The organism is Streptomyces sp. NPDC050287 (assembly GCF_044459385.1).
GTDB lineage: Bacteria > Actinomycetota > Actinomycetes > Streptomycetales > Streptomycetaceae > Streptomyces.
Genome location: NZ_JBITIY010000005.1, coordinates 378,826 through 400,845, shown reverse-complemented (window position 1 = coordinate 400,845; position 22,020 = coordinate 378,826). Strand labels below are relative to the sequence as shown.

Genomic DNA, 22,020 nt, shown 5'->3' with positions numbered 1-22,020 from the left:
CGCGCAGCCCGAGGCCGTGCGGGCAACCCTCCGCCGCGACGTCATCGGACGACGCGTGCGGGCCGCCCGGGGCACGTGGGAGGAACGCTCGCCGCGTTCCATGGAGCACGGCTACTGCTTCGTTCGGCCGGATGATGCCTGCCGGGTGTCCGCACCGGAGCTCACGTGCCGCTGGGTCTCGTGGGCGGCGCCGTGCCAGTCCAGGCACATCGCGGTGGCGTCATCCTCGAACCGGCCGTCGGCGGCGTCCCGGACCGCGGACGTCACGTCGGCGGAACCCGAGCGGGTGCCGGGCCCGGATTGCGACCAGTTCGCCGCCGACGGCCAGGTCACGCGGCTTCTCGCGGACCGATGGTGACGGCGATCACCGTCAGGACGTACCGTGCCCTGACCCGCAGGGGAGTTCGCAGCCTCAGAGTGCGGTGGGGAGCGTCTTCCAGAGGTACGGACGGTCCGGGGCGGCCTTGAGGGCGCTCAGAACGGCCGGATGTGGTTCAGCGTACAGGACTGGGTAGTCCATCTCATTGGACGCCGGGTCGGGGGTGAAGGCCAGTCGCTCCTGACCGAGGGAGAACTGGGCGTCCACTCCCGGTTTGTTGCCCCGGGGGTCCTGTCGGTGCCAGGCCCCGTTGAACCGCACGGCGACCAAGCCGTGCACCACGTCGAACTTCTGGTAGCACAGCGCGGTCGGGATGTCCTCCGCCCGCAGCAGCGCGGCCAGCGCGTGCGCCTTGGCATAGCAGATGCCGGTGCCCTGCTCCAGGACGTCGGAGGCGCGCCAGGTGACGCGCGGGTCACCCGAGTCCTGGGAGTGCGCGATGGTGTCGCGCACGAACTCGAACGCGAGCCGCGCATAGACATACGAGTCATCGGCTTCTTTGGCGAGCCGGGCGGCGACCTCCCGTACACGCGGGTGGTCATGGTCGACGACCTCGTCGGCAGCCAAGTAGGCGGACAGGTCCGAGGTTTCCTGGATCAGCTCCATGCCGGCGAGCATAGGAAAGCGATCACCCGAGAGTCAATGGTTTTTCGGATGACCGCATACCTATGCATCAGTTCCCCGGTGGCGTCGCTAGCGCGCCATCTCCTCCTTCAGCGCCGCCACGAACGCGTCCACGTCGTCCTCGGTCGTGTCGAAGGCGCACATCCAGCGCACCACGCCCGCGGCCTCGTCCCAGAAGTAGAAGCGGAACCGCTGCTGCAGACGCTCGCTCACGTCGTGCGGCAGCTTGGCGAAGACACCGTTGGCCTGCACCGGGTGGAGGATCTCGACGCCGTGCACGGCGCGCACACCCTCGGCCAGCCGCTGGGCCATCTCGTTGGCATGGCGGGCGTTGCGCAGCCACAGGTCCTTGGCGAGCAGGGCCTCCAGTTGGACCGACACGAAGCGCATCTTGGAGGCCAGCTGCATGGACAGCTTGCGCAGGTGCTTCATGTGGCTGACGGCGTCCTGGTCGATGACCACGACCGCCTCGCCGAAGAGCGCGCCGTTCTTCGTGCCGCCCAGGGAGAGGATGTCGACACCGACCGCGTTGGTGAACGTCCGCATCGGAACGTTCAGCGAGGCCGCCGCGTTCGCGATGCGTGAGCCGTCCAGGTGGACCTTCATCCCGCGCGCGTGGGCGTGCTCGCAGATCGCGCGGATCTCCTCCGGCGTGTAGAGGGTGCCGAGCTCCGTGCTCTGGGTGATCGAGACGACCTGCGGCATCGCACGGTGCTCGTCCTCCCAGCCGTACGCCTGCTTGTCGATCAGCTCCGGGGTGAGCTTGCCGTCGGGCGTGGGCACGGTGAGCAGCTTGAGGCCGCCCATGCGCTCGGGGGCGCCTCCCTCGTCGACGTTGATGTGGGCGCTCTCGGCGCAGATCACCGCGCCCCAGCGGTCGGTGACCGCCTGGAGCGCGACCACGTTGGCGCCGGTGCCGTTGAAGACCGGGAACGCCTCGGCCGTGGCGCCGAAGTGGCTGCGGACGATCTGCTGGAGGTTCTCGGTGTACGCGTCCTCGCCGTACGCGACCTGGTGCCCGCCGTTGGCCAGGGCCAGGGCGGCGAGCACCTCCGGGTGGGCTCCGGCGTAGTTGTCGCTGGCGAAGCCGCGGAGGTCCGGGTCGTGGTGGCGGCGGGCCTGCGTAAAGGCGCTCTTCGGAGGGTTCACGGCTTCTCGGTCAGCCACAGACGGTTTCCGTTCACTTCGGCGGCGGGCTTGCCCCAGACGCCGACGACGGCGTCGGCCAGGTCCTTGACGTCCGTGAAGCCCGCGAACTTCGCGTTGGGGCGGTCGGCGCGCATCGCCTCGTGCACCAGGGCCTTCACCACCAGGATGGCAGCCGCGGAGGTCGGCCCGCCGGCGCCCCCGGCCTTGCGGAAGGCGTCGGCCAGCGCGAGCGTCCAGGCTTCGGCGGCGGCCTTGGCTGCGGCGTACGCGGCGTTGCCCGCGCTGGGCTTCGTGGCGCCGGCCGCGCTGATGAGCAGGTACCGCCCGCGCTCACTGCGCTGAAGGGGCTCGAAGAAGGCCAGCGAGGTGTGCTGCACGGTGCGGATGAGCAACAGTTCCAGGAAGTCCCAGTCGTCCAGGCTGGTCTTGATGAACGTCTCACTCCCGCGCCAGCCGCCGACCAGGTGGACCAGGCCGTCGATCCGGCCGAACTCCTTCTCGGTACGCACGGCCCAGTCATGGGTCGAGTCCAGGTCGAGCAGGTCGACGGTCTCGCCGGTGACCATGGCGCCGCCTGCGCTGTAGCGGGCCGCGTCGACGGCCTCCGCCAGCCGCTCGGGATCGTTGTCCGCGCCGACGACGGTCGCCCCCGCCTCGGCGAGCCTGAGCAGTGTCGCGCGCCCGGCGGGTCCGCCCGCGCCGGCCACCGCGATCACCGCGCCGCTGAGAGCCCCGTTCCTCATGTCCTTCGCCTCCTGAGCAGTGTTCTCGGTACGCAGGTCGCTCACGCGGCGATCCGCTCGGCACTCTCCGCCGTGATGCCCTTCGTGGAGGCGATCACGTTCTTCAGCTTCTTGGAGAGGGCCTCATAGAACATGCTCAGCGGAAACTCGTCCGGAAGCACCTCATCGACGAGTTTCCGCGGCGGCAGGCTCAGGTCCAGCGCGTCGGGACCCTTGGCCCACTTGGATCCTGGGTGCGGGGCGAGGTAGGTGGCGACCAGCTCGTAGCCGGCGAACCAGTGCACGAGCTTGGGGCGGTCGATGCCGTCGCGGTAGAGCTGCTCGATGTCGGCGCACAGCTGGTTGGTGACCTGCGGGGCGCGCTGCCAGTCGATGAACAGCTGGTTGTCGGTCCAGCGGACGACATCGTGCTTGTGGAGGTAGGCGAAGAGCAGCTGGCCGCCGAGGCCGTCGTAGTTGCGTACCCGCTCCCCGGTGACCGGGAAGCGGAACATGCGGTCGAAGAGCACCGCGTACTGCACGTCACGGGCCTGCGGGACACCGTCCGCCTGCAGCTTCACGGCCTCCTTGAAGGCGGTCAGGTCGCAGCGCAGCTCTTCGAGGCCGTACATCCAGAACGGCTGGCGCTGCTTGATCATGAACGGGTCGAAGGGCAGGTCGCCGTGGCTGTGGGTGCGGTCGTGGACCATGTCCCACAGGACGAAGGCCTCCTCGCAGCGCTTCTGGTCGTGGACCATCGCGGCGACGTCCTCGGGGAGGTCGAGGCCCAGGATGTCGACGGCGGCCTCGGTGACCCGGCGGAAGCGGGCGGCCTCGCGGTCGCAGAAGATGCCGCCCCAGCTGAACCGCTCGGGAGCCTCGCGCACGGCGATGGTCTCGGGGAAGAGGACGGCGGAGTTGGTGTCGTAGCCCGCCGTGAAGTCCTCGAACGTGATGCCGCAGAACAACGGGTTGTCGTATCGGGTGCGTTCCAGCTCGGCCAGCCAGTCGGGCCAGACCATGCGCAGCACGACCGCTTCGAGGTTGCGGTCCGGGTTGCCGTTCTGCGTGTACATCGGGAAGACGACCAGGTGCTGGAGGCCGTCCGCGCGGTGGGCGGCGGGCTGGAAGGCCAGCAGCGAGTCGAGGAAGTCCGGCACCTGGAAGCCGCCCTCGGCCCAGCGGTGCAGGTCCTTGACGAGAGCCTGGTGGTAGCCGCCGTCGTGCGGGAGCAGCGGGGAGAGCTCCTCGACGGCACGCACGACCCGCTGCACGGCGAGTTCCGCGACCTCCGGTTCCGGGGCGCCCTCGGCGTCGAAGTCGATGGAGCCGTCCTTGGACTGCCAGGGCCGGATCTGCTCCACGGCATCCTTGAGCACGGGCCAGGCCGGGTGCTCCACCACCCTGACCACGGGAGGAACCTGCTCCTCCGAACCCACCTGCACAAGAATTTCCGTCATGACCCATCCTCCACGGGAGAACCTCGCGTAAGGAGACCGTATACATACGCGGTTTCGGTCAGCAAGTGCAGGATCGGGAGATTATCCGGCACACACTCATCGTCACAGAACTTTTTCCTGCCGGATACCCCACCGACAGCTGCTTCCGCTTCACCCGCCCGCTTCCGGCGCAGGTGCGGGTTCATCGCGGGGCGAGGCCGTTAGGCTGCTGCGGACCTGCCCGCGCGGCCGTCCGCCCCGGCCCGCGCCGGGAGCCGAGCCGCCGTCGACGGAAGCGAGTCGAACGTTGAACTTCCTCACCATCGGTCACCGCGGAGTCATGGGTGCCGAACCCGAGAACACCCTCCGGTCCTTCGTCGCCGCCGAACAGGCCGGCCTCGACGTCATCGAACTCGATCTGCATCTGAGCAAGGACGAGGCCCTCGTCGTCATGCACGACGCCGACGTGGACCGTACGACCGACGGAACCGGCCCGATCGCCGAGCAGACCCTCGACGAGCTGCGCGCCCTGGACGCCGGGCGGGGCGAGCGGGTCCCGGTGTTCGAGGAGGTCCTGGACGCCGTACGGCTGCCGTTGCAGGCCGAGATCAAGGACGTGGCCGCGGCCCGGGCACTCGCCGAGGTCATGGAGCGCCGGGACCTGACCGGACGGGTGGAGGTGTCCTCGTTCCACGACGAGGCGATCGCCGAGATCGCCCGTCTGCTGCCGGGCGTCCGCACCGCGCTGATCGCCAGCCGGTACGGCACCGACATCGTGGACCGCGCGGTGGAAGCAGGCGCCGCGACCGTCTGCCTCAACATCCGCCGCCTCACGCTGGAGGTCGTGGAGCTCGCCCGCAAGGCGGACCTGAGGATCATCGGCTGGGTCGTGAACACACAGGAGCACCTGCGGCTGGTGCGCGCGCTGGAGCTGGACGGCGCGACCACCGACTACCCGGAGATCAAACGCACGGGCCGCTTCACCGCGTGACGGCCGGCTGAGCGCGGTATCGCCTACGCGAGCTCCTTGACCAGCAGCTCGAACTGCAGGTCGTCGCGCTGCGGAATGCCGAAGCGCTCGTCGCCGTACGGGAAGGGCGTCGTCTTTCCCGTACGGCGGTAACCGCGGCGCTCGTACCAGGCGATGAGCTCCTCGCGTACGGAGATCACCGTCATGTGCATCTCCGTGGCGCCCCAGGTCTCACGGGCCTGCCGCTCCGCCTCCGCGATGATCAGCTTGCCGAGTCCGCCGCCCTGCTGCGCGGGGCTGACCGCGAACATCCCGAAGTAGGCGTGGTCGCCGCGGTGTTCGAGCTGGCAGCAGGCGATGACCTGCCCGTCGCGCTCGACCGTGAGCAGTCGGCTGTCGGGCGCCTTGATGACCTCCAGCACACCCTCCGGGTCGGTCCGCTGCCCTTCGAGGATGTCCGCCTCGGTGGTCCAGCCGCCGCGGCCGGCGTCCCCTCGGTACGCCGACTCGATCAGCGTGACCAGTGCGTCCACGTCGGCATCGGTGGCGTCACGGAAGGTCAGTCGGGTGGCGGTGGTTCCCATGGCTCGGTTCTCCGGTTCTACGGCGCGGCTCGGGCACCGATGAGAGTAGCGCTGCCACTAGGCTCCGGGTGCATGGTGCACGTACTGAGTGGCCGGACCCTGTTGCGGCCCACTGATCCCGAACGGTCCCGTGTCTTCTACGGCGAGCAGCTGGGGCTCGCCGTCTACCGCGAGTTCGGCGAGGGGCCGGAGCGCGGCATCGTGTACTTCCTCGGCGGCGGGTTCCTGGAACTCTCGGGGCGGTCGGAGGTCCCGCCGTCGCCGGCCGTGCGGCTGTGGCTCCAGGTGGCGGACGTGGCCGCGGCCCACGAGGAGCTGCGGGGCAGGGGCGTCGAGATCACGCGGCCGCCGGTGAAGGAGCCGTGGGGGCTCATCGAGATGTGGATCACGGATCCGGACGGCACACGGATCGTCCTGGTGGAGGTGCCGGCCGACCATCCGATCCGGTACCGGCCCGGGATCTGAGCTCAGCCCGCCTGGTACTCCCAGCGGCGGTCCATCGTCGCGGCGGAAGCGGCGCACCGTGAGCGCGGACCTGCGGGGACCTCCGGGCCCTGAGTGGTGTGCGCTGGAGGCCGCCATACGGTGCGGTTTGGACGAGGGTACGGCGGTCCGCGCGCCGCGCGTCGCCCTGTCGCCGCCGGATGGCCGCGGCCGTGGCCCGGGCTTAGCGTGCTGGAGGGGGCCACAGAGGGACTCGCTGCGGGAGGAACGCCATGAAGTTCGACAAGCCGGTGACCGGCGGCCCCTGCTGGACGGAGCTGGGGACCGACGACATGGAGGCGGCCAAGCGGTTCTACACGCAGCTGTTCGGATGGCGCCCCGAGACGGATCCGCGTACGGAGGCCGGGGGCTACACCGTCGCGCACCTCGGCGACGCGGCCGTCGCGGCACTGACCCCGCTGTACCAGGAGTCGCAGCCGGTGGCCTGGAACGTGTCGTTCGCGGTGACGGACGCCGACGCCGCCGCGCGGAAGGTCACCGAGGCCGGCGGCACGGTCCTGGTCGGCCCGATGGACGTGCTCGACGTGGGCCGTTTCACCGTGGCCCTCGATCCGGCCGGCGCGGCCTTCCAGCTCTGGCAGGCCCGGTCCTTCCCGGGCGCGGGCCTGTTCAACGCGCCCGGTTCGCTGGGCTGGGTGGAGCTTCTGACCCGGGCCCCCGAGCGGGCCGAGGCCTTCTACACGACGGTGTTCGGCTGGAGCGTCAACGCCTCGGAGCACTACACCCAGTGGGGTCTCGACGGCGCCGACTTCGGCGGCATGGTGACCATGGACGACAAGTTCCCGCCCGAAGTGCCGCCGCACTGGCTGCCGTACTTCGCCGTCGAGGACGTGGACGCCACGACGGCCACCGCGACCTCGGCGGGCGGCACCGTCCTCATGGAACCCACCTCCGTTCCCGACGGCCCCCGGATCGCCGTACTGCGGGACCCGCGGGGAGCGGCGTTCGGCGTGTACCTCGCGGGGGACGAGGGTTGAGAAACGGGGCACCGACAAAGGGATGCGGACAGCCGCCGAGGCCGGATAACGTCTCAGGCGTGCGTTGATCCTCGGTGCGGCGGCACACGGCCCGCCGCAGACGGAGCGGCCACCCTCCCGTCGACGTGACGGCGAGGGCGGTCCGCGTTTCCTGCCCCGTCGCACCCGGGAGATCCCCCATGACGCACATGACGCACCGACCTCCGCTGCCCTACGACACGTTCCTCGCCCGTGCCACCGCCGACCCGGCCGTCGCCGGCCTCCTTCTGAAGGGCTCACGCGCCCACGACGGCATGACCACCGAGCACTCCGACCACGACGTGTACGTGATCCTCGCCGACGGGCCCCCGAGCGAGCTCGCGGCACTCGACGGCCATCGCTCCGCGGACCTCGATCTCGTCGTCACCACGGTCGACGCTCTGCGCCGGCTCGGCGGCTGGGAGCGGTACGCCCTCGCCCGGGCCCGGGTCCTGCTCGACCGGCTCGACGGGGAGATCGCGGCCATCGTCGCGGCCAAGGCGCTCCTGGGCGAGGACGAGGCGTTCGACGCGGCGGCCGGCTCGCTGGACGCCTACGCCAACTCGCTCTACCGGTCCGTCAAGAACGCCCGCGACGGCCATCCGCTGGCCGCCAGGCTGGATGCCGCCGACAGCATGGGGCAGCTGCTGGAACTGCTGTTCGCACTCGACCGGCGTCCACGGCCCTACAACAAGTACCTGGTGTGGGAGCTGGAGCGGTTCCCACTGCCCGGGTGGGAGACGGACACCCTGCTGGATGCCATCGGACGCATCGCGGCCACCGGTGAAGCGGGGCCGCAGCAGCGGCTGTTCGCGCGGGTCGAGGAGGTGGCACGGCGGGCCGGTCACGGCCCCACGCTCGACGCGTGGGGTGAGGACCTCCGGCTCATGCGGCCCCAGGAGCCCGGGCCTGGAACAGCCGCGTCACCGTCGCCCGGTCGATGACGGGGGCGTACGCGGAACGCTGACCGGCGGCACGTCGCCCGCGAGACCTGCGGAACCGGAGGGCGCCACAGTCGCTCAGGGGCGCAGAACTCCCGCCAGGCCCTCCAGCCGGCCCAGCAACCCCGCGAGCAGCGAGGCCAGTTCGTCCTGCTGGGCGGGGTCGATGCCGGACAGCACCGAGGTCTCGTAGGCGAGTTGCTCGGGCAGGATGCCGTTGACCAGGTCACGGCCGGCGTCCGTGAGGCGGACGTGGGCGACGCGGCGGTCACGGGCGTCGCCGCGTCGCTCGACCAGGCCGCGCTCGGTCAGGGCCTTGAGCCGCTTGGTGACCGCGGCGCCCGAGGAGAAGGTCTCGCGGGCCAGTTCGCCGGGGGTCAGCTCGTGTCCGGTGCGGCGCAGCGCGCCGAGCAGGTCGAACTCGGGGCGGCTGAGGCCGGCCCGGCGCAGTGGGGCGTCCTCGGCCTGCTGGAGGAGGGCCGCGCAGCGGTTGACGCGGCCGATGATCTCCATGGGGCCGGTGTCGAGGTCGGGGTGGACGGTCTGCCACTGCCGGACGACCGCGGCGACCGTGTCGTTTCTTCTCACGTCCTGTGTCGTGGTCGGCCGTCCGTCGGTCCCCGTCATGGCCGTACGCCCTCCGTCGTGTCCGTGTGCCGGTCCGGGTTCGGTCCCTGGCGCCGAACCGTCGCCGCGAGCGTACGGTGTCCGGACTGTTCGGCGCGCAGGACCCTCTCGTGCGGCAGGGCACGCTGCCACCACTCGCCGGACGCGGCCTCGACCGTGCCGCGCAGCTCGACCAGGGCGGCGGCCAGGCTCCGGCGGGCCGCCTCGATGGCGGCGGGGGCGGGGTGCGGCTCCGCCAGGAGCCGTGCCGCACGTTCGCGGGCCCGCTCGACGCCGGTCAGGGCGTGGCCGACACGGTCGCCCGCGCGTCGGTTGGTGACGGCGACAGCCGCGACCAGCCCCACCAGGGCGCCGACAACGGTGTCCGCGGCCCGCTCGACGATCAGCCGACCGGGCTGCTGGTAGCCGGCGAACTCGGTGATGAGCAGCGCCATCGGGGTCACGCAGACACTGCCGAGCCAGTAGTTGCGGCTGATCAGCGCCTCCGCGCCGAAGTTGAAGGCGAGACAGCACAGGACCAGCGCCGCCGGGCCGAGATGGGCCAGCGGGGCGACGGCGGCGAAGAGGAGGACGCCGACCAGGTTGCCGACGACACGCTGGACACCCCGGCTCCAGGTGAGGGTGAGGTTCGCCTGGTAGAGCGAGGCGGCGGTGACCAGGGCCCAGTACGGCCGGCCGGCACCGAGGGCGAGGGAGACGTAACCGGCCAGGGCGCAGCCGAGCGCGGTGCGCAGGGCCAGCGGGGCCAGGGGGCCGAGGCGGGTCCACCACGGGCGGCCGGGGGCGGCGAGCTCGGCGTCCAGACCGAGGAGTTCGGCGGCCTCGTCGGACGTCGTCCGGACTCCGGCAGCGGGCTTCCCCCGCTTCTCACCGGACATCGGTCCGGCTCCGGGAAGGCTCTCCTCACGGTGCTCGTCGGACTTGCCGGACATCGGCCCGGCACCGGCAGGGGTCTTTCCTGGCTGCTGGTCGGCCTTGGCCGGTGCTCCGGCGGTCGGCTCGTTCTGCGCCTCGTCCGGGCGGGCGCCCGCCCGCGGGACCGGTCCGGCGCCGCGCAGGGCGCGGGCCCAGGAGCGCAGCCGCTCCGGGTCCGTGTCGGCGGGGGCGGCGAGGGCCACCTCGGCGCGGACGAGGAGTCGTTCGAGGGTGCGGTGGGTCGCGGTGCGGCCGCCGGCGGACAGCAGGGACTGCCAGGCGGCCTGCACGGCGGCGGCCGCGGCGGCCCGGGCCCTGGCGTGGCCGTCGCCGGTGCCGCCCGTGTCGGCGTAGGCGGCGGCCGTGTTCAGGGCCTGCGCGGTGGCACGGCGCTCCGGGCCGTGCGGACGCAGCAGCCCGGGCGCCATGCCGACGGCCCAGGCCCACAGGCCGGTCGCGGCGGCCAGCCCCAGATGGCCCGGCACCTGTCCGAGGGTCTGCGGCGCGAACAGCGCGGCGGAGCTGATGAAGGTGAGGACCACGTTCCCGGGCGGCCCGACGCGGGTGGCGTCGCACAGCGTCTTCTGAACTGCGGCCAGGACGGCACCGACGGTCACCAGGACGATCGCGCTGCCGGTGAGCGAGGCCGCGACCAGGGCCGTACCGAGACCGCCGAGCATACCGAGGACGACCCACGCCAGGGCACGGGCCCGGGCGGAGTACGGGCGGTTGTGGGCGTACAGGGCGCACAGAGACCCGGCCATCGTGTACATCGCCAGGTCGAGCCGGCCGAGCGCCAGGAGGATCAGATTGGGCGGCGCGACCGCGACGACCACGCTCAGGGCGGGCTTGAACCAGATGTCGGAGGGCCGGCCGAGCCGCAGCACGCCGACCAGCGGAAGTCGGCGGGCGGGCGGGGCGTCGGTGGCGGGGGTGGCACGGCTCATAAGAGAAAGTTTAGCAGGTATTTTACATGTAAAACATATCCCCCGGGTCACCTCCCGGATCACGTTCCGGATCACGTACCCGAAATGCCCGCCGCCTTGCCGTGCTCCGTCGAGTGCTCCCCACGTACACCCTTGCGCTCGCTTGCGCGCCGCGCGGCCCGGGCATCCCTTGACCGACCGTCGAGCGATCGTCGAGCGGGGAGGTGGGCGTGCACGGACCGGCTTCGTCAGGCTGGCTGCTGGTGGCGTTGTGCGCGGCGACGGGGGCGTACTGCCTGCTGCGGATGCGCAGCCGCGTGGAGGAGCAGCGCCGGGCCGCGGGCGGCGAGGCGCTGATGGGGTTCGGGATGGCCGCGATGGCCGTACCGGCGGCCGTGTTCACACCGCCGTCGTGGACCTGGCCCGCCTATGCCGTGGTGTTCGGCGTGGCGGCGCTGCACGCCCTGTGGGCGGCCCGGGCGTGCACCCGTCATCTGCACCACCTGGTGGGGGCCTCGGCCATGGTCTACATGGCGGCGGTGATGGCCGCCTCCACCGGACAGCACTCCGGGCACGGCGGCGCCGGGATTCCGCTGGTGACCGGGACGCTGCTGTTCTACTTCACGGGGTACGTGCTGCTGTCCGGCGTACGGCTGATACCGGCCGCCACGGCGGGCGGGGCCGTGGGATGGGGGGACCGGCCGGAGCTGGCGCGGGCGTGCCGGCTGTCGATGGGGATCGCGATGGTGGCGATGCTGCTGACGCTGTGAGGCGGGACGCCGGGGATCCCGAGACGCCGGGGATCGCGAGACGCGGAGGATCACGGCTGGACTCCGGGGAGCTGGTACTGACCCTGTCTTCGTACGCGACCGTTGCCTGCGTCACTTCGGCGTCGCGGTCCGTACCCCTGAGCGGCTCGGCGCTCATAAGCTGCCTTCATGATGCTCCCCGCGGCACTGTTGCTGCTCGGCGCCCTGACCGCCGTCGTCGCTCCCCGGCTGCTGGCCCGGGCCGACTGGACGGACCGCGAACCCGTCCTCGCGCTGTGGGTGTGGCAGTGCGTGGTGGCAGCCGTCCTGCTGTGCTGCGCGCTGTCGATGACGCTCAGCGCGGCGGTGGCCTGGCAGGCGGTGCGGGGCCAGGTCTTCGCCCCGGCTCCGCGCGCCGTGGTGGGGGCGTACGCGCTGGGTACGGCCGGTCCGTGGGCCGCGCCGACCGCGGTGGTGCTGGCCTGCGGCGGGGTGTGGAGCGCGGTGATGCTGGTGCGTGAGGTCGTACGGGCGCGGGCCCGGCGTCGGCTGCGACGCGCCGAACTCCTCGTACGCGCGCCGCTGTTGCCCGGCGAGGATCCGGGCAGCCGGCTCGTGGTGCTGGAGGGTGAGCGGTCCGACGCCTGGTGGCTGCCTGGTGCGGCACCTCGCCTCGTCGTCACCACGGCCGCGTTGCGGCGTCTGCGGGGGCGACAGTTGGACGCCCTCGTCGCGCACGAGGAGGGGCACGCCCAGGCCCGGCACGACTGGCTGCTGCACTGCTCGGCCGCGCTGGCCGGCGGGTTTCCGCAGGTTCCGGTGTTCGCCGCGTTCCGTGACGGGATGCACCGGCTGGTCGAACTGGCCGCCGACGACATGGCGTCCCGCCGCTTCGGCCGGCTGACCACCGCGCTCGCCCTGGTCGAACTCAACGAGGACCGGGGTGTGTTCGGCCCCGCCCCGACCCCGCACGCCCATCTGCCCGAGCGGGTGCACCGGTTGCTCGCTCCCCCGGACCGGCTCACGGCGGCCCGCCGCCTGCGGCTGACCGCCACCGCCGCGCTGGTCCCGGTCGTCCCGCTGCTGGTGGCGTTCATGCCGGGGCTGCGGGCGCTGGGGTGACCGCCGGGGCACCCCAGCGCAGGAGTGCGGATATCGGGCGCCGTGTCAGGGCCCCCGAAACAGACTCTCCGCAGCAGGGCCTTCGCATGCGGCCCTCCGAATGCGTACCCCCGAATCAGGCCTCCGCATCAGGCCGTCCGCATCAGTAGCCCCGAATCAGGAGGCCAGACGCTTCCGGTGACACTCCGACGTCATCCCGCGGCCGCCGCCATGTCGATCCGGCGTTGCACGGGATTGGCCTCGCGCCCCACGGGTCGGCGAGGATCGCAGCATGCACACCCCGCACGTCGACTCCCCGCCCCGCCGTCCGGCGCACCGCGCCGCCGCCCGCGCGGCCGGTGCCCTCGCGCTGTGCTCCACGCTGCTCCTGGTGCTGGTCGCGGCCGCGTGGCCGCCCCTGATCAGCTTCGACGGGGACATCGCCCGCACCACCCACCGCTGGGCGGTCGACGAGCGCGGCGTCACCCACGCCTTCCGCATCCTGACGGACTGGGTATGGGACCCGTGGACGCTGCGCATCGTCGTCGCGGCCGTCGTGGTGTGGCTGGTGTGGCGGCGGGCCGACTGGTGGACGGCCGCGTGGCTGACGGTGACCTGCGCGCTGGGCACGCTGCTGCAGCAGTTCCTGAAGGCCGCGGTCGGGCGCTCGCGGCCTGTCTGGTCCGACCCCGTCGACACGGCCCACTACGCGGCCTTCCCGTCGGGCCACGCCATGACCGCCATGGTGGTGTGCGGTCTCCTGCTGTGGCTGCTGCACCGCCACGGCGTCGCCCGCGCCCTGTGGCTCACGGCCCTGGCCGTGTCCGTGGTCTGCGTCGTCGGCGTCGGCATGACGCGGATCTGGCTGGGCGTCCACTGGGCCACGGACGTGATCGGCGGCTGGCTCCTCGGCGCTCTGACGGTGGCCCTCGCGGTGCTGGCCCAGCTGCGGTGGCGGCCCTGACCGGCTCGTAGGATCACGCCATGCCTGCCGTGTTGTTCGACTTCTCAGGAACCCTCTTCCGCATCGAGTCCAGCGAGTCGTGGTTGCGAGCCGTCCTGACGGAGGCCGGACTCTCCCTCGCCGAAGCCGAGTTGCTGCGGGCCGCGCGGGCCCTCGAGGACCTGGGTGCCCTGCCCGGCGGGGCCCCCGCCCCGCAGCCGGTCCCCGACGACCTCGCCTGCGTCTGGGAGATCCGTGACCAGAGCTCCGAGCTGCACCGGGCCGCTTACACCGGACTCGCCCGGCACGTACCCCTGCCCGACCCGGCGTTGCACGACGCGCTGTACGACCGGCACATGACCCCGGCCGCCTGGTCCCCGTATCCCGACGCCGTCGAGGTGCTGCGCACTCTGCGCGAACGCGGGATCGCCGTCGGCGTGGTCAGCAACATCGGCTGGGACCTGCGACCGGTGTTCCGCGAGCACGGGCTCGACGCCTACGTCGACACGTACGTCCTGTCGTACGAACACGGCATCCAGAAGCCGGACCCGCGGCTGTTCGAGAAAGCCTGCACGGCCCTCGACGTGGATCCCCGGGAGGTCCTCATGGTCGGCGACGACCGGCGGGCGGACGGCGGCGCGGCGGCCCTGGGCTGTGCGGTGCACTTCGTGGACCACCTGCCGGCGCCGCAGCGACCGGACGGACTACGGCCGGTGCTGAACCTGGTCGGCTGACCCGGGTGCCCCTCGGGTGGGGCTCGTGACGGTGGGCTCGGTCCGGCTCGGCGACGTCGCCCACCCGTGCCCCTCGGCGACGTCGCCCGCCCGTGCCCCTCCGCCACGTGCCGTCGAGCGGCGCCGTGCCACGATCAGTCCACCCCACCAGGCCCCGAGCGGCACCTCACGTGACCGTAGACGCATGACCTCCACCACAGCCGTCATCGTCTACCCGCCCGCCGAAGACGGCGGCCGGCGCGTCCGAGTGGGCGGCCACTTCGTCGGGATCGCGTACGGGCTGGTGGACATCGCCGCCTTCCTCCAGGAAGCCGGCCTGCAGGACTGGGACGAGATGGACGTCGTCCGGTCCCCGCTCATCGAATGGCGCGGCGGCGGGCCCGACGCGTGGGAACACTGAGGCGGCGCTGTCAGCGCCGGCGGCGATGGCGTCGAGTCGCAGACAAGCAGGACGTCGGCCGTGGACCGGCCCCGTGGATCCCCTGTACGACTCGGAGGGCGCCCGCCGCATCCGGGCAGCGAGCGGATGCGAGGCTGGTCGGGCCCGTGGCCCACCTTGCCTCGCCCACCCTGGACGATCCCCCGCGTCGCCCAGGGCAGACGGCAACCCGGGCAGTTCCGCTGAGGAACCGCCCCGGGTGTCCTGAGTATAGTTGGCTGGCAGCCAGTCAACACAGGAGTTACAGCATGTCTCCGCGCAGCGCCTCGGTCAATGAAGAGTTGCGCCGGCGTTCCCGGGAGCGGCTCCTGCAAGCGGCGGTCGAGCTGGTGAGCGAGCACGGGTACGAGGCGACGACGCTCGGCGACATCGCGGACCGGGCCGGATCGGCGCGCGGCCTGGTGTCGTACTACTTCCCCGGCAAGCGCCCGCTGGTCCAGTCCGCCGTCCACCGGCTGATGCACCGCACGCTGGAGGAGGCGCTGGAGCGCGAACCGCGCACCGAGGACGGCCGGGAGCGGATGGCGCGGGCCATCGACGCGATCCTGGGCCTGGCGCGGGAGCGGCCCGTCCTGATGCGCCAGCACATGGCCGGGCTGCTGCAGGCGGAGGGTTTCGTACCGTGCCCGGAGCAGCGGCGGCTGGCCGAGCTGCTGCGCGACACCGTGGAGCGCAACGGCTCGCAGGATGTCGACACCGACTACCCGATGCTGCGCGCGCTGCTCATGGGGGCCGTCTACGCGGCGCTGCTGCCCGGCGCGCCGATGCCCGTGCCGGAGCTGCGGGCCGAGTTGTTCAAGCGCTACCGGATCGACTGGGAGCAGGGGGTCCCGCCGGACACCACGGCGGTGTCCGGCGGGGCCTGCGACACGGATCTGTCGAGGTTCTTCGCGACCGGGGCCGCACCGGAGTACGGCCCGGGCGGTCAGTCGAAGTAGTCCGGCTGCGTCTGGACGTTGAGCTCGCCCAGCCGGACCCGCTTGGCCGGGTCGGTGCGCCGGTCGCTGAGCTTCAGCACGTCGAAGCCCTTGGCGATGTCGTTCGAGTAGATGTAGCCGTTGTAGTAGTACGCCGACCAGGAGCCGCCGACGGTGAGCGCGTCGGTGGTCAGCGGGCCGCGTTCGAAGTAGGCGATCTCCTTGGGCTTCGAGGAGTCGGTGAAGTCCCAGACGGAGACGCCGCCCTGGTACCAGGCCTGGACCATGAGGTCCTTGCCCTTGACCGGGATCAGCGAGCCGTTGTGGGCCACGCAGTTCTCGGTGGCGGCCTGGTGGCGGGGGATCTTGTAGTAGCTGCGGAAGACCAGCTTGCGGTGGTCGCCCCGGCCGACGATGTCGTAGATGCCGTCGGCACCGCGGTTCGGGCCGATCTCCGCGTTGCAGGTGGCGGCGCCGCCGCCGCCCAACTCGTCGGTGAAGACGACCTTGTCGGCCCTCTGGTTGAAGGTCGCCGAGTGCCAGAACGCGAAGTTCACGTTGTCCTGGACGCGGTCGATGACCTTGGGATGCTCCGGGTCCTTGATGGAGAACAGGATGCCGTCGCCCATGCAGGCGCCCGCCGCCAGGTCCTTCGAGGGCAGCACGGTGATGTCGTGGCAGCCGGTGGTCTTGGAGACGCCCGGGTTGGTGGGCGAACCGGGGTTGCCGCCGCCGTCCGGGCCCTCACCGGGGAAGAGCACCGGGAAGTTCACGACCGCCGCCTTCTCGGGGGCGCTGCGCGGAACCTTGATGACCGAGATGCCGTCGTGCGGCGGCTGGCAGTCGGGGTACGTGGCGCTCGGCGAGTACGAGGAGACGTAGACGTAGACGTTCCTGCGCTCGGGCACCAGCGTGTGGGTGTGCGAGCCGCAGGCGGTCTCGACGGCGGCGACGTACTTCGGGTTGGTCTTGTCGCTGATGTCGAAGACCTTCATGCCCTCCCACGACGACTTCTCGGTCGCGGGCTGCGTGGTGCTGTTGCAACTGCTGTCGCTGCGCGAGGAGTCCGTGGACAGGAACAGCAGGTTCCCGGAGACGGAGATGTCGTTCTGCGAGCCCGGGCACAGGACCTGGGCGACGGTCTTCGGCGCCTTCGGGTTGCTGATGTCGAAGACGCGGAAGCCGTCGTAGTTGCCGGCGAAGGCGTACTTGCCCTGGAAGGCGAGGTCCGAATTGATGCCGGGCAGCACGTCCTTGGGGACGTTCACGAGGTGCTCGATGTTGGCGGAGTGGACGACCTCGCCAGGGGCCGGTATCTCGTCCTCGGCGATCGCCGCCCGGACCTGGGCCTCGACGCTCTTGGACACCTCTTTGCCCGCGGCCGGAGAATCCCCGGGGTCGGGGGTCGCGGCCGCCGGAACAGCCGTCAGCAGCGCGCCGAGCAGGCCTGCCGCCGCCGCCACAACTCCCAGGCGTCTGCGCCGCGTTCGGGGGTTGTTCAACAAGATCACTGCTTCCTCTCTGGTTCCGTTCAGTGTGAACGGATCATCCACCCCGCAGTATCGTCTTCACCATGCACATATCAACAGAGGGCAACGAACCTGTAATGAAGGTTTTCGATCATTCACGCGCTCAAGCGTGCTAGGACGGTCGTCAGCACTCACGCGGTGCCCCTCATCCCGCCTGCCACAGGAGGTCGTTGTGCCCTTCCACCGCGCGTTGCGCGTCCCCCTCGCCACGGCCGCGCTGACCGCCCTCGCCACGCTCGCGCTCGGGGCCTGCGACGCCGGCCCGGACGACCCCGCGCAGGCCGCCGCCGGCGGCCCTTCGGTCCTGGTGCCCGGCAAGCCCGGCGAGGCCAACCGGACGATGTCCGCCGAGGACGCGCAGGCGCAGCGCGTCGACGACGACACCCCCAACACGGCGGATGTCGACTATGCCCGCATGATGATCGCCCACCACACCCAGGCCCTGGAGATGACCGAACTCGTCCCGGACCGCGGCCGGTCCACGACCGTTGAGGCGCTCGCCGACCGGATCGCGGCCGCGCAGGGCCCGGAGATCAGCAGCATGCGGGGCTGGTTGAAGGAGTACGGCAAGGACGAGACAGCGGGGAACGGTGAATCGGGCGAGAACGGCGAGATGGAGGGGCACGGTGAGAAGGGCGAGAGCCACACGCACACCCCGATGCCCGGCATGGCGACCGAGGCGCAGCTGAAGAAGTTGCGCGCGGCCCGGGGCGCGGCCTTCGACCAGCTCTTCCTCACCCTGATGATCACCCACCACGAGGGGGCGATCAGGATGGCCACGGACGTCAAGGGCCAGGGCAACAACGTGCGGATCGAGGAGATGGCCGACGACGTGATCGCTCAGCAGACTAGCGAGATCACGCGGATGCGGACCATGCTGTGACCTGTCGCTTCACAGCGACCGACTGCGGTGCAGTGGTCGGCGAGTCCCCAACGACCCTGCTCAGCGCCGAGCATGACGTGGCGTCAGGAAACCCTCGTCCCGCGCCTGCGCGATCAGCCTGAGGGACTTGCGGCGGCTGTGTCCGGTCGCGGACATCACCGCGACGACGGGATCGGCGCCCCCCTCCTGGGCCGCCCGGTACTCCCGCGCGACGAGCCACCGCCCCTCGACGCCCCGCGGCCACGCGGGGCGGGCCCTGCGTGGCCCGGACGTCTCGCCGGGCGCGGGCCCGATGCCGCAGGCCTCGCAGAGGGGCCCCTCGATCCAGTCGGCGAGGACGGACAGGTCGTCGAGCGAGAGCGCGGGCCGGGCCCGGACGTCCTCGACCGAGAGGCCCTCGCCGGACACCACGGCGAGCGCGTCGACCCGGGCACCGTCGGCGAACTCCAGCCGGACGTCGAACCACGAGGTCGCCGCCCCGTCCTCCCGCACTTCCCACGCGCGCCGCACGGACACGGCGCCGTCCGTCGGACAACGATCAGAAAGATGAAGAAAGGATGCGTCTAGCACACACGCAACGTAACCGCATGATCACATTCCATACGAACGGACACGCGTGTCCGCACCGCGCGCGGCACCCTGACAGCGGAGCGGCGACGGTGCGATCCTGGGAGCGTCAGCGATCTCCTGCGGATCCACGGGATCCCTCAGATTAGGAGTCGGCCGTGCTCCGTGTCGCCGTCGTGGGTTCCGGGCCGAGCGGGTGCTACACCGCCCAGGGCCTGGTCCAGCAGGATCCCGAGGTGCTCGTCGACGTCCTGGACCGGCTGCCGTGCCCCTACGGGCTGGTGCGGTACGGCGTGGCACCGGACCACGAGAAGATCAAGTCGCTGCAGAACAATCTGCGCACGGTCCTGGAGCACGAGCGCGTGCGGTTCCTGGGGGGCGTGCACATCGGCCCCGACGGAGTACCGGCCGCGCGGCTGCGGGAGCTGTACCACGCCGTCGTGTACTGCGTGGGCGCCGCCACCGACCGGCATCTGGGCATTCCCGGGGAAGATCTGCCGGGCAGCTGGTCGGCGACGGAGTTCGTGTCCTGGTACAGCGCGCATCCGGACTCCGCGGCCGACGGTTTCGTCGTCGGAGCCCGCTCCGCGGTGGTCATCGGCGTGGGAAACGTCGCCGTGGACGTCACCCGGATGCTGGCCCGGGGCCTGGCGGAGCTGAACCCGACCGACATGCCGCAGGGGGCGCTGGCCGCGCTGGCGGCGAGCCAGGTGACCGAGATCCACATGGTGGGCCGGCGCGGCCCCTCCCAGGCCCGCTTCACCACCAAGGAACTGCGTGAGCTGGGCGGCCTGCCGGGCACCCAGGTGACGGTCGATCCGCAGGAGCTGGCGCTGGACCCGGGCTATGAGGATCCCTCCGGGTTGCCCGCCACGCAGCGCCGCAACGTGGAGGTGCTGCGGGGCTGGGCGAACGCCCCGGCCCAGGAGGCCGCGTCCCGCCGGATCCGGCTGCGGTTCTTCCTGCGGCCCGTCGAGCTCCTCGCCGAGCGGGGGCGGGTGGGCGCGGTGCGCTTCGAGCGGACGGTTCCGGACGGGCAGGGCGGGGTGACGGGCTCGGGGCGGTTCGAGGAGATCGAGGCGCAGTTGGTGCTGCGCTCGGTGGGTTATCGCGGGGTGCCGCTGAAAGGGCTGCCGTTCGACTCGAGGAACGGGACGGTGCCCCATCTGGCCGGCCGGGTCCTGCGGCAGGGCGTGGTCGCGCCCGGCGAGTACGTGGCCGGCTGGATCAAGCGGGGTCCGACGGGTGTCATCGGCACCAACCGGCCGTGCGCCAAGGAGACGGTCGCCTCACTGCTGGAGGACGCCCCCGCCCTCGTACACAAAGATCTTCCCGAGGACCCTCTGGAGGCACTGCGCGCCGACGGGATCCAGCCGGTCGAGTGGGCGGGATGGCAGGCGATCGAGCGGGCCGAGGCGCAGCTCGGGGCCTCGCTGGGGCGAAGCGTGGTCAAGCTGCCGGACTGGGAATCACTGCTGACAGCGGCGCGGTCCATGGCTCCCGAGCGGCGCGGTCCATGACCCCTCAGCGGTGTGGCGCAGACTCCACAGCGGCGCGGCGGGCAACTGGGTGGGCATGACACATATCGGCAACACCACCGACATCAACAAACTGTTCAAGACCTTTACGGTCTCGTGCTGTTCGCATGTTCCCAGCCATCCGCCGCTCTGGAGTCCCCATGGCAACCACCGCATCCGTGCATCCCGTGGACGAGGTCCCACCCGTACGGCAACTCGCCGCCTTCGGCCTCCAGCATGTGCTCGCGATGTACGCGGGCGCGGTGGCCGTGCCGCTGATCGTCGGCGGGGCGATGAAGCTGTCGCCGGCGGACCTGGCGTATCTGATCACCGCCGACCTGCTGGTGTGCGGGATCGCCACGCTCATCCAGTGCATCGGGTTCTGGCGTTTCGGCGTACGGCTGCCGATCATGCAGGGCTGTACGTTCGCGGCCGTCTCGCCGATGGTGCTCATCGGCACCACGGGCGGCGGCCTGCCCGCGATCTACGGGTCGGTGATCGTAGCGGGGCTCGCGATCATGCTGCTCGCGCCGGTCTTCGGCCGGCTGCTGCGGTTCTTCCCGCCGCTCGTCACCGGCACGGTGATCCTGATCATCGGTATCTCGCTGCTGCCGGTCGCGGGAAACTGGGTCGCGGGCGGCGCCGGGGCCAAGGACTTCGGCGAGCCGAAGAACATCGCGCTGGCGGCCTTCGTGCTGGCGGTGGTGCTGGGCGTGCAGCGGTTCGCGCCGGCGTTCCTGAGCCGGATCGCCGTGCTGATCGGCATCGCCGTGGGCCTGGCGGCCGCCGTCCCCTTCGGCTTCACGGACTTCGGCGGGGTCGGGGACGCCGACTGGGTCGGCATCAGTACGCCGTTCCACTTCGGCGCGCCCGCCTTCGAGGCGTCGGCGATCATCTCGATGCTGGTCGTGGCCCTGGTGACGATGACCGAGACGACCGGTGACCTGATCGCGGTCGGCGAGATGACCGACCGGAAGGTCGAGCCGCGCTCCCTGTCGGACGGTCTGCGCGCCGACGGCCTGTCCACCGTCCTGGGCGGCGTCTTCAACACCTTCCCGTACACGGCGTACGCGCAGAACGTGGGCCTCGTCGGCATGACCCGGGTGCGCAGCCGCTGGGTCGTGGCCGTCGCGGGCGGCATCCTCGTGCTGCTCGGGCTGCTGCCCAAGCTGGGCGCGGTGGTGGCGGCGGTACCGGCGCCGGTGCTGGGCGGTGCGGGCCTGGTGATGTTCGGGACGGTCGCGGCGAGCGGCCTGAAGACCCTGGCCCAGGTGGACTTCAAGGGCAACAACAACCTGACCGTGGTGGCCGTCTCGGTGGCGATGGGTGTGCTGCCGGTCGGCGTGCCGACGATCTACGAGAAGTTCCCGGACTGGTTCCAGACGGTGATGAACAGCGGCATCAGCGCGGGCTGCCTGACCGCGATCGTGCTGAACCTGCTGTTCAACCATCTTCCGGCGAGGGCGGATTCAGGCGTCCCGGAGCCGGACGGCCTGCCGGTCGGCGGCGGCGAGCAGGGCGTCGAGAAGTCCCGGGAAGAGATCGTCTAGGTCGTCCCGGCGCAGGCCGTTCATCTTGGCCGTGCCCCGGTAGACCTGTCGGATCACCCCGGCCTCCCGCAGCACCCGGAAGTGGTGGGTGGTCGTCGACTTGGTGACCGGCAGGTCGAAGTGCGAACAGGAGAGCTCGTCGCCGTCGGCGGCGAGCTCTCGCGCGATCCGCAGCCGCACGGGGTCGGAGAGCGCGTGCAGCACGCCCTCCAGCCGGATGTCCTCGCGCACCGGATGCGGCAGGTCGCGGCTGCTGACGGCGGGGGTGGTCACGGTGGCTCCACTCGCTCGGGGGATCTCATTGTACGAGAGTCAT

General features: G+C 71.4%; 24 protein-coding genes. 13 read left to right on the top strand and 11 right to left on the bottom strand.

The annotated features are described in order from the left end of the window. Positions 1-111 precede the first annotated feature (111 nt). The 5 genes from ACIBK3_RS20405 to ACIBK3_RS20385 all read right to left on the bottom strand — a co-directional run bounded on the left by ACIBK3_RS20405 (position 112) and on the right by ACIBK3_RS20385 (position 4,334). Positions 112-333: a hypothetical protein gene (locus ACIBK3_RS20405; RefSeq protein WP_399367214.1), complete on the bottom strand. Its 222-nt coding sequence runs from the start codon at positions 331-333 to the stop codon at positions 112-114. A 79-nt stretch (positions 334-412) separates the two neighbouring features. Further along, the gene (locus ACIBK3_RS20400; protein WP_399367212.1) at positions 413-985 is read right to left on the bottom strand and encodes a transglutaminase domain-containing protein; all 573 of its coding nucleotides are present in this window, start codon (positions 983-985) and stop codon (positions 413-415) included. An 87-nt stretch (positions 986-1,072) separates the two neighbouring features. Further along, complete coding sequence (locus ACIBK3_RS20395) at positions 1,073-2,152, bottom strand: threonine aldolase family protein (RefSeq protein ID WP_399367211.1); 1,080 nt, start codon at positions 2,150-2,152, stop codon at positions 1,073-1,075. Next, complete coding sequence (locus tag ACIBK3_RS20390) at positions 2,149-2,895, bottom strand: SDR family NAD(P)-dependent oxidoreductase (protein WP_399367809.1); 747 nt, start codon at positions 2,893-2,895, stop codon at positions 2,149-2,151. The genes ACIBK3_RS20395 and ACIBK3_RS20390 overlap by 4 nt, the downstream gene beginning before the upstream one ends. A gap of 41 nt (positions 2,896-2,936) precedes the next feature. Further along, the gene (locus ACIBK3_RS20385) at positions 2,937-4,334 is read right to left on the bottom strand and encodes a DUF6421 family protein (RefSeq protein ID WP_399367208.1); all 1,398 of its coding nucleotides are present in this window, start codon (positions 4,332-4,334) and stop codon (positions 2,937-2,939) included. Between the two features lie 286 nt (positions 4,335-4,620). Between ACIBK3_RS20385 and ACIBK3_RS20380 the strand changes: the two genes are divergently transcribed. Beyond that, positions 4,621-5,304 (top strand): glycerophosphodiester phosphodiesterase, encoded by a 684-nt coding sequence (locus tag ACIBK3_RS20380; protein WP_399367206.1) that lies wholly within the window; start codon positions 4,621-4,623, stop codon positions 5,302-5,304. 23 nt (positions 5,305-5,327) lie between these two features. Here ACIBK3_RS20380 and ACIBK3_RS20375 read toward each other — a convergent pair whose 3' ends face one another. After that, positions 5,328-5,867 carry a GNAT family N-acetyltransferase gene (locus ACIBK3_RS20375; RefSeq protein WP_399367205.1) on the bottom strand — a complete coding sequence of 180 codons (540 nt, stop codon included), beginning with the start codon at positions 5,865-5,867 and terminating at the stop codon, positions 5,328-5,330. Between the two features lie 72 nt (positions 5,868-5,939). Here ACIBK3_RS20375 and ACIBK3_RS20370 point away from each other — a divergent pair, with 72 nt between their 5' ends. The 3 genes from ACIBK3_RS20370 (at position 5,940) to ACIBK3_RS20360 (ending at position 8,310) form a co-directional block, all read left to right on the top strand. Further along, entirely contained in the window at positions 5,940-6,332 is a 393-nt protein-coding gene (locus ACIBK3_RS20370; protein ID WP_399367203.1) for a VOC family protein, read from the top strand. A 251-nt stretch (positions 6,333-6,583) separates the two neighbouring features. Beyond that, positions 6,584-7,348 carry a VOC family protein gene (locus tag ACIBK3_RS20365; RefSeq protein ID WP_399367201.1) on the top strand — a complete coding sequence of 255 codons (765 nt, stop codon included), beginning with the start codon at positions 6,584-6,586 and terminating at the stop codon, positions 7,346-7,348. Positions 7,349-7,536: 188 nt separating this feature from the next. After that, complete coding sequence (locus tag ACIBK3_RS20360; RefSeq protein WP_399367807.1) at positions 7,537-8,310, top strand: hypothetical protein; 774 nt, start codon at positions 7,537-7,539, stop codon at positions 8,308-8,310. Between the two features lie 75 nt (positions 8,311-8,385). Here ACIBK3_RS20360 and ACIBK3_RS20355 read toward each other — a convergent pair whose 3' ends face one another. Both ACIBK3_RS20355 and ACIBK3_RS20350 read right to left on the bottom strand, forming a co-directional pair. Next, entirely contained in the window at positions 8,386-8,934 is a 549-nt protein-coding gene (locus tag ACIBK3_RS20355; protein WP_399367198.1) for a MarR family winged helix-turn-helix transcriptional regulator, read from the bottom strand. Further along, positions 8,931-10,796, bottom strand: coding sequence for an FUSC family protein (locus ACIBK3_RS20350; protein ID WP_399367196.1), 1,866 nt, complete (start codon positions 10,794-10,796; stop codon positions 8,931-8,933). Before ACIBK3_RS20350 ends, ACIBK3_RS20355 begins: the two co-directional genes overlap by 4 nt. Positions 10,797-11,005: 209 nt before the next feature. Here ACIBK3_RS20350 and ACIBK3_RS20345 point away from each other — a divergent pair, with 209 nt between their 5' ends. The 6 genes from ACIBK3_RS20345 to ACIBK3_RS20320 all read left to right on the top strand — a co-directional run bounded on the left by ACIBK3_RS20345 (position 11,006) and on the right by ACIBK3_RS20320 (position 15,679). Continuing rightward, a complete protein-coding gene (locus tag ACIBK3_RS20345) occupies positions 11,006-11,545 on the top strand; it encodes a DUF5134 domain-containing protein (RefSeq protein ID WP_399367194.1) in 540 nt (179 codons plus the stop codon). A gap of 168 nt (positions 11,546-11,713) precedes the next feature. Beyond that, positions 11,714-12,646, top strand: a complete 933-nt coding sequence (locus tag ACIBK3_RS20340) for a M56 family metallopeptidase (protein ID WP_399367193.1) — start codon at positions 11,714-11,716, stop codon at positions 12,644-12,646. 271 nt (positions 12,647-12,917) lie between these two features. After that, a complete protein-coding gene (locus tag ACIBK3_RS20335) occupies positions 12,918-13,589 on the top strand; it encodes a phosphatase PAP2 family protein (RefSeq protein ID WP_399367191.1) in 672 nt (223 codons plus the stop codon). 20 nt (positions 13,590-13,609) lie between these two features. Beyond that, positions 13,610-14,302, top strand: a complete 693-nt coding sequence (locus tag ACIBK3_RS20330) for an HAD family hydrolase (RefSeq protein WP_399367189.1) — start codon at positions 13,610-13,612, stop codon at positions 14,300-14,302. 184 nt (positions 14,303-14,486) lie between these two features. After that, on the top strand, positions 14,487-14,702 hold the full coding sequence (locus tag ACIBK3_RS20325) for a hypothetical protein (RefSeq protein ID WP_399367187.1): 216 nt from the start codon (positions 14,487-14,489) through the stop codon (positions 14,700-14,702). A gap of 287 nt (positions 14,703-14,989) precedes the next feature. After that, positions 14,990-15,679, top strand: coding sequence for a TetR/AcrR family transcriptional regulator (locus tag ACIBK3_RS20320; protein WP_399367185.1), 690 nt, complete (start codon positions 14,990-14,992; stop codon positions 15,677-15,679). Here the strand turns inward: ACIBK3_RS20320 and ACIBK3_RS20315 are convergent. Beyond that, positions 15,667-17,169: an LVIVD repeat-containing protein gene (locus tag ACIBK3_RS20315; protein ID WP_399367183.1), complete on the bottom strand. Its 1,503-nt coding sequence runs from the start codon at positions 17,167-17,169 to the stop codon at positions 15,667-15,669. The two genes, ACIBK3_RS20320 and ACIBK3_RS20315, sit on opposite strands and share 13 nt — an antisense overlap. A 190-nt stretch (positions 17,170-17,359) precedes the next feature. Between ACIBK3_RS20315 and ACIBK3_RS20310 the strand changes: the two genes are divergently transcribed. Then, positions 17,360-18,070: a DUF305 domain-containing protein gene (locus ACIBK3_RS20310; protein WP_399367182.1), complete on the top strand. Its 711-nt coding sequence runs from the start codon at positions 17,360-17,362 to the stop codon at positions 18,068-18,070. Between the two features lie 60 nt (positions 18,071-18,130). On the opposite strand, the gene ACIBK3_RS20305 is transcribed toward ACIBK3_RS20310, so the two are convergent. Further along, positions 18,131-18,586 carry a DUF6214 family protein gene (locus ACIBK3_RS20305; RefSeq protein WP_399367180.1) on the bottom strand — a complete coding sequence of 152 codons (456 nt, stop codon included), beginning with the start codon at positions 18,584-18,586 and terminating at the stop codon, positions 18,131-18,133. 209 nt (positions 18,587-18,795) lie between these two features. On the opposite strand from ACIBK3_RS20305, the gene ACIBK3_RS20300 reads away from it, so the two are divergent. Beyond that, positions 18,796-20,157: an FAD-dependent oxidoreductase gene (locus ACIBK3_RS20300; protein WP_399367178.1), complete on the top strand. Its 1,362-nt coding sequence runs from the start codon at positions 18,796-18,798 to the stop codon at positions 20,155-20,157. A 158-nt stretch (positions 20,158-20,315) separates the two neighbouring features. Then, complete coding sequence (locus ACIBK3_RS20295; protein WP_399367176.1) at positions 20,316-21,704, top strand: nucleobase:cation symporter-2 family protein; 1,389 nt, start codon at positions 20,316-20,318, stop codon at positions 21,702-21,704. Here the strand turns inward: ACIBK3_RS20295 and ACIBK3_RS20290 are convergent. Continuing rightward, positions 21,624-21,977: an ArsR/SmtB family transcription factor gene (locus ACIBK3_RS20290; RefSeq protein WP_399367174.1), complete on the bottom strand. Its 354-nt coding sequence runs from the start codon at positions 21,975-21,977 to the stop codon at positions 21,624-21,626. The genes ACIBK3_RS20295 and ACIBK3_RS20290 overlap by 81 nt on opposite strands. Positions 21,978-22,020: the final 43 nt, after the last annotated feature.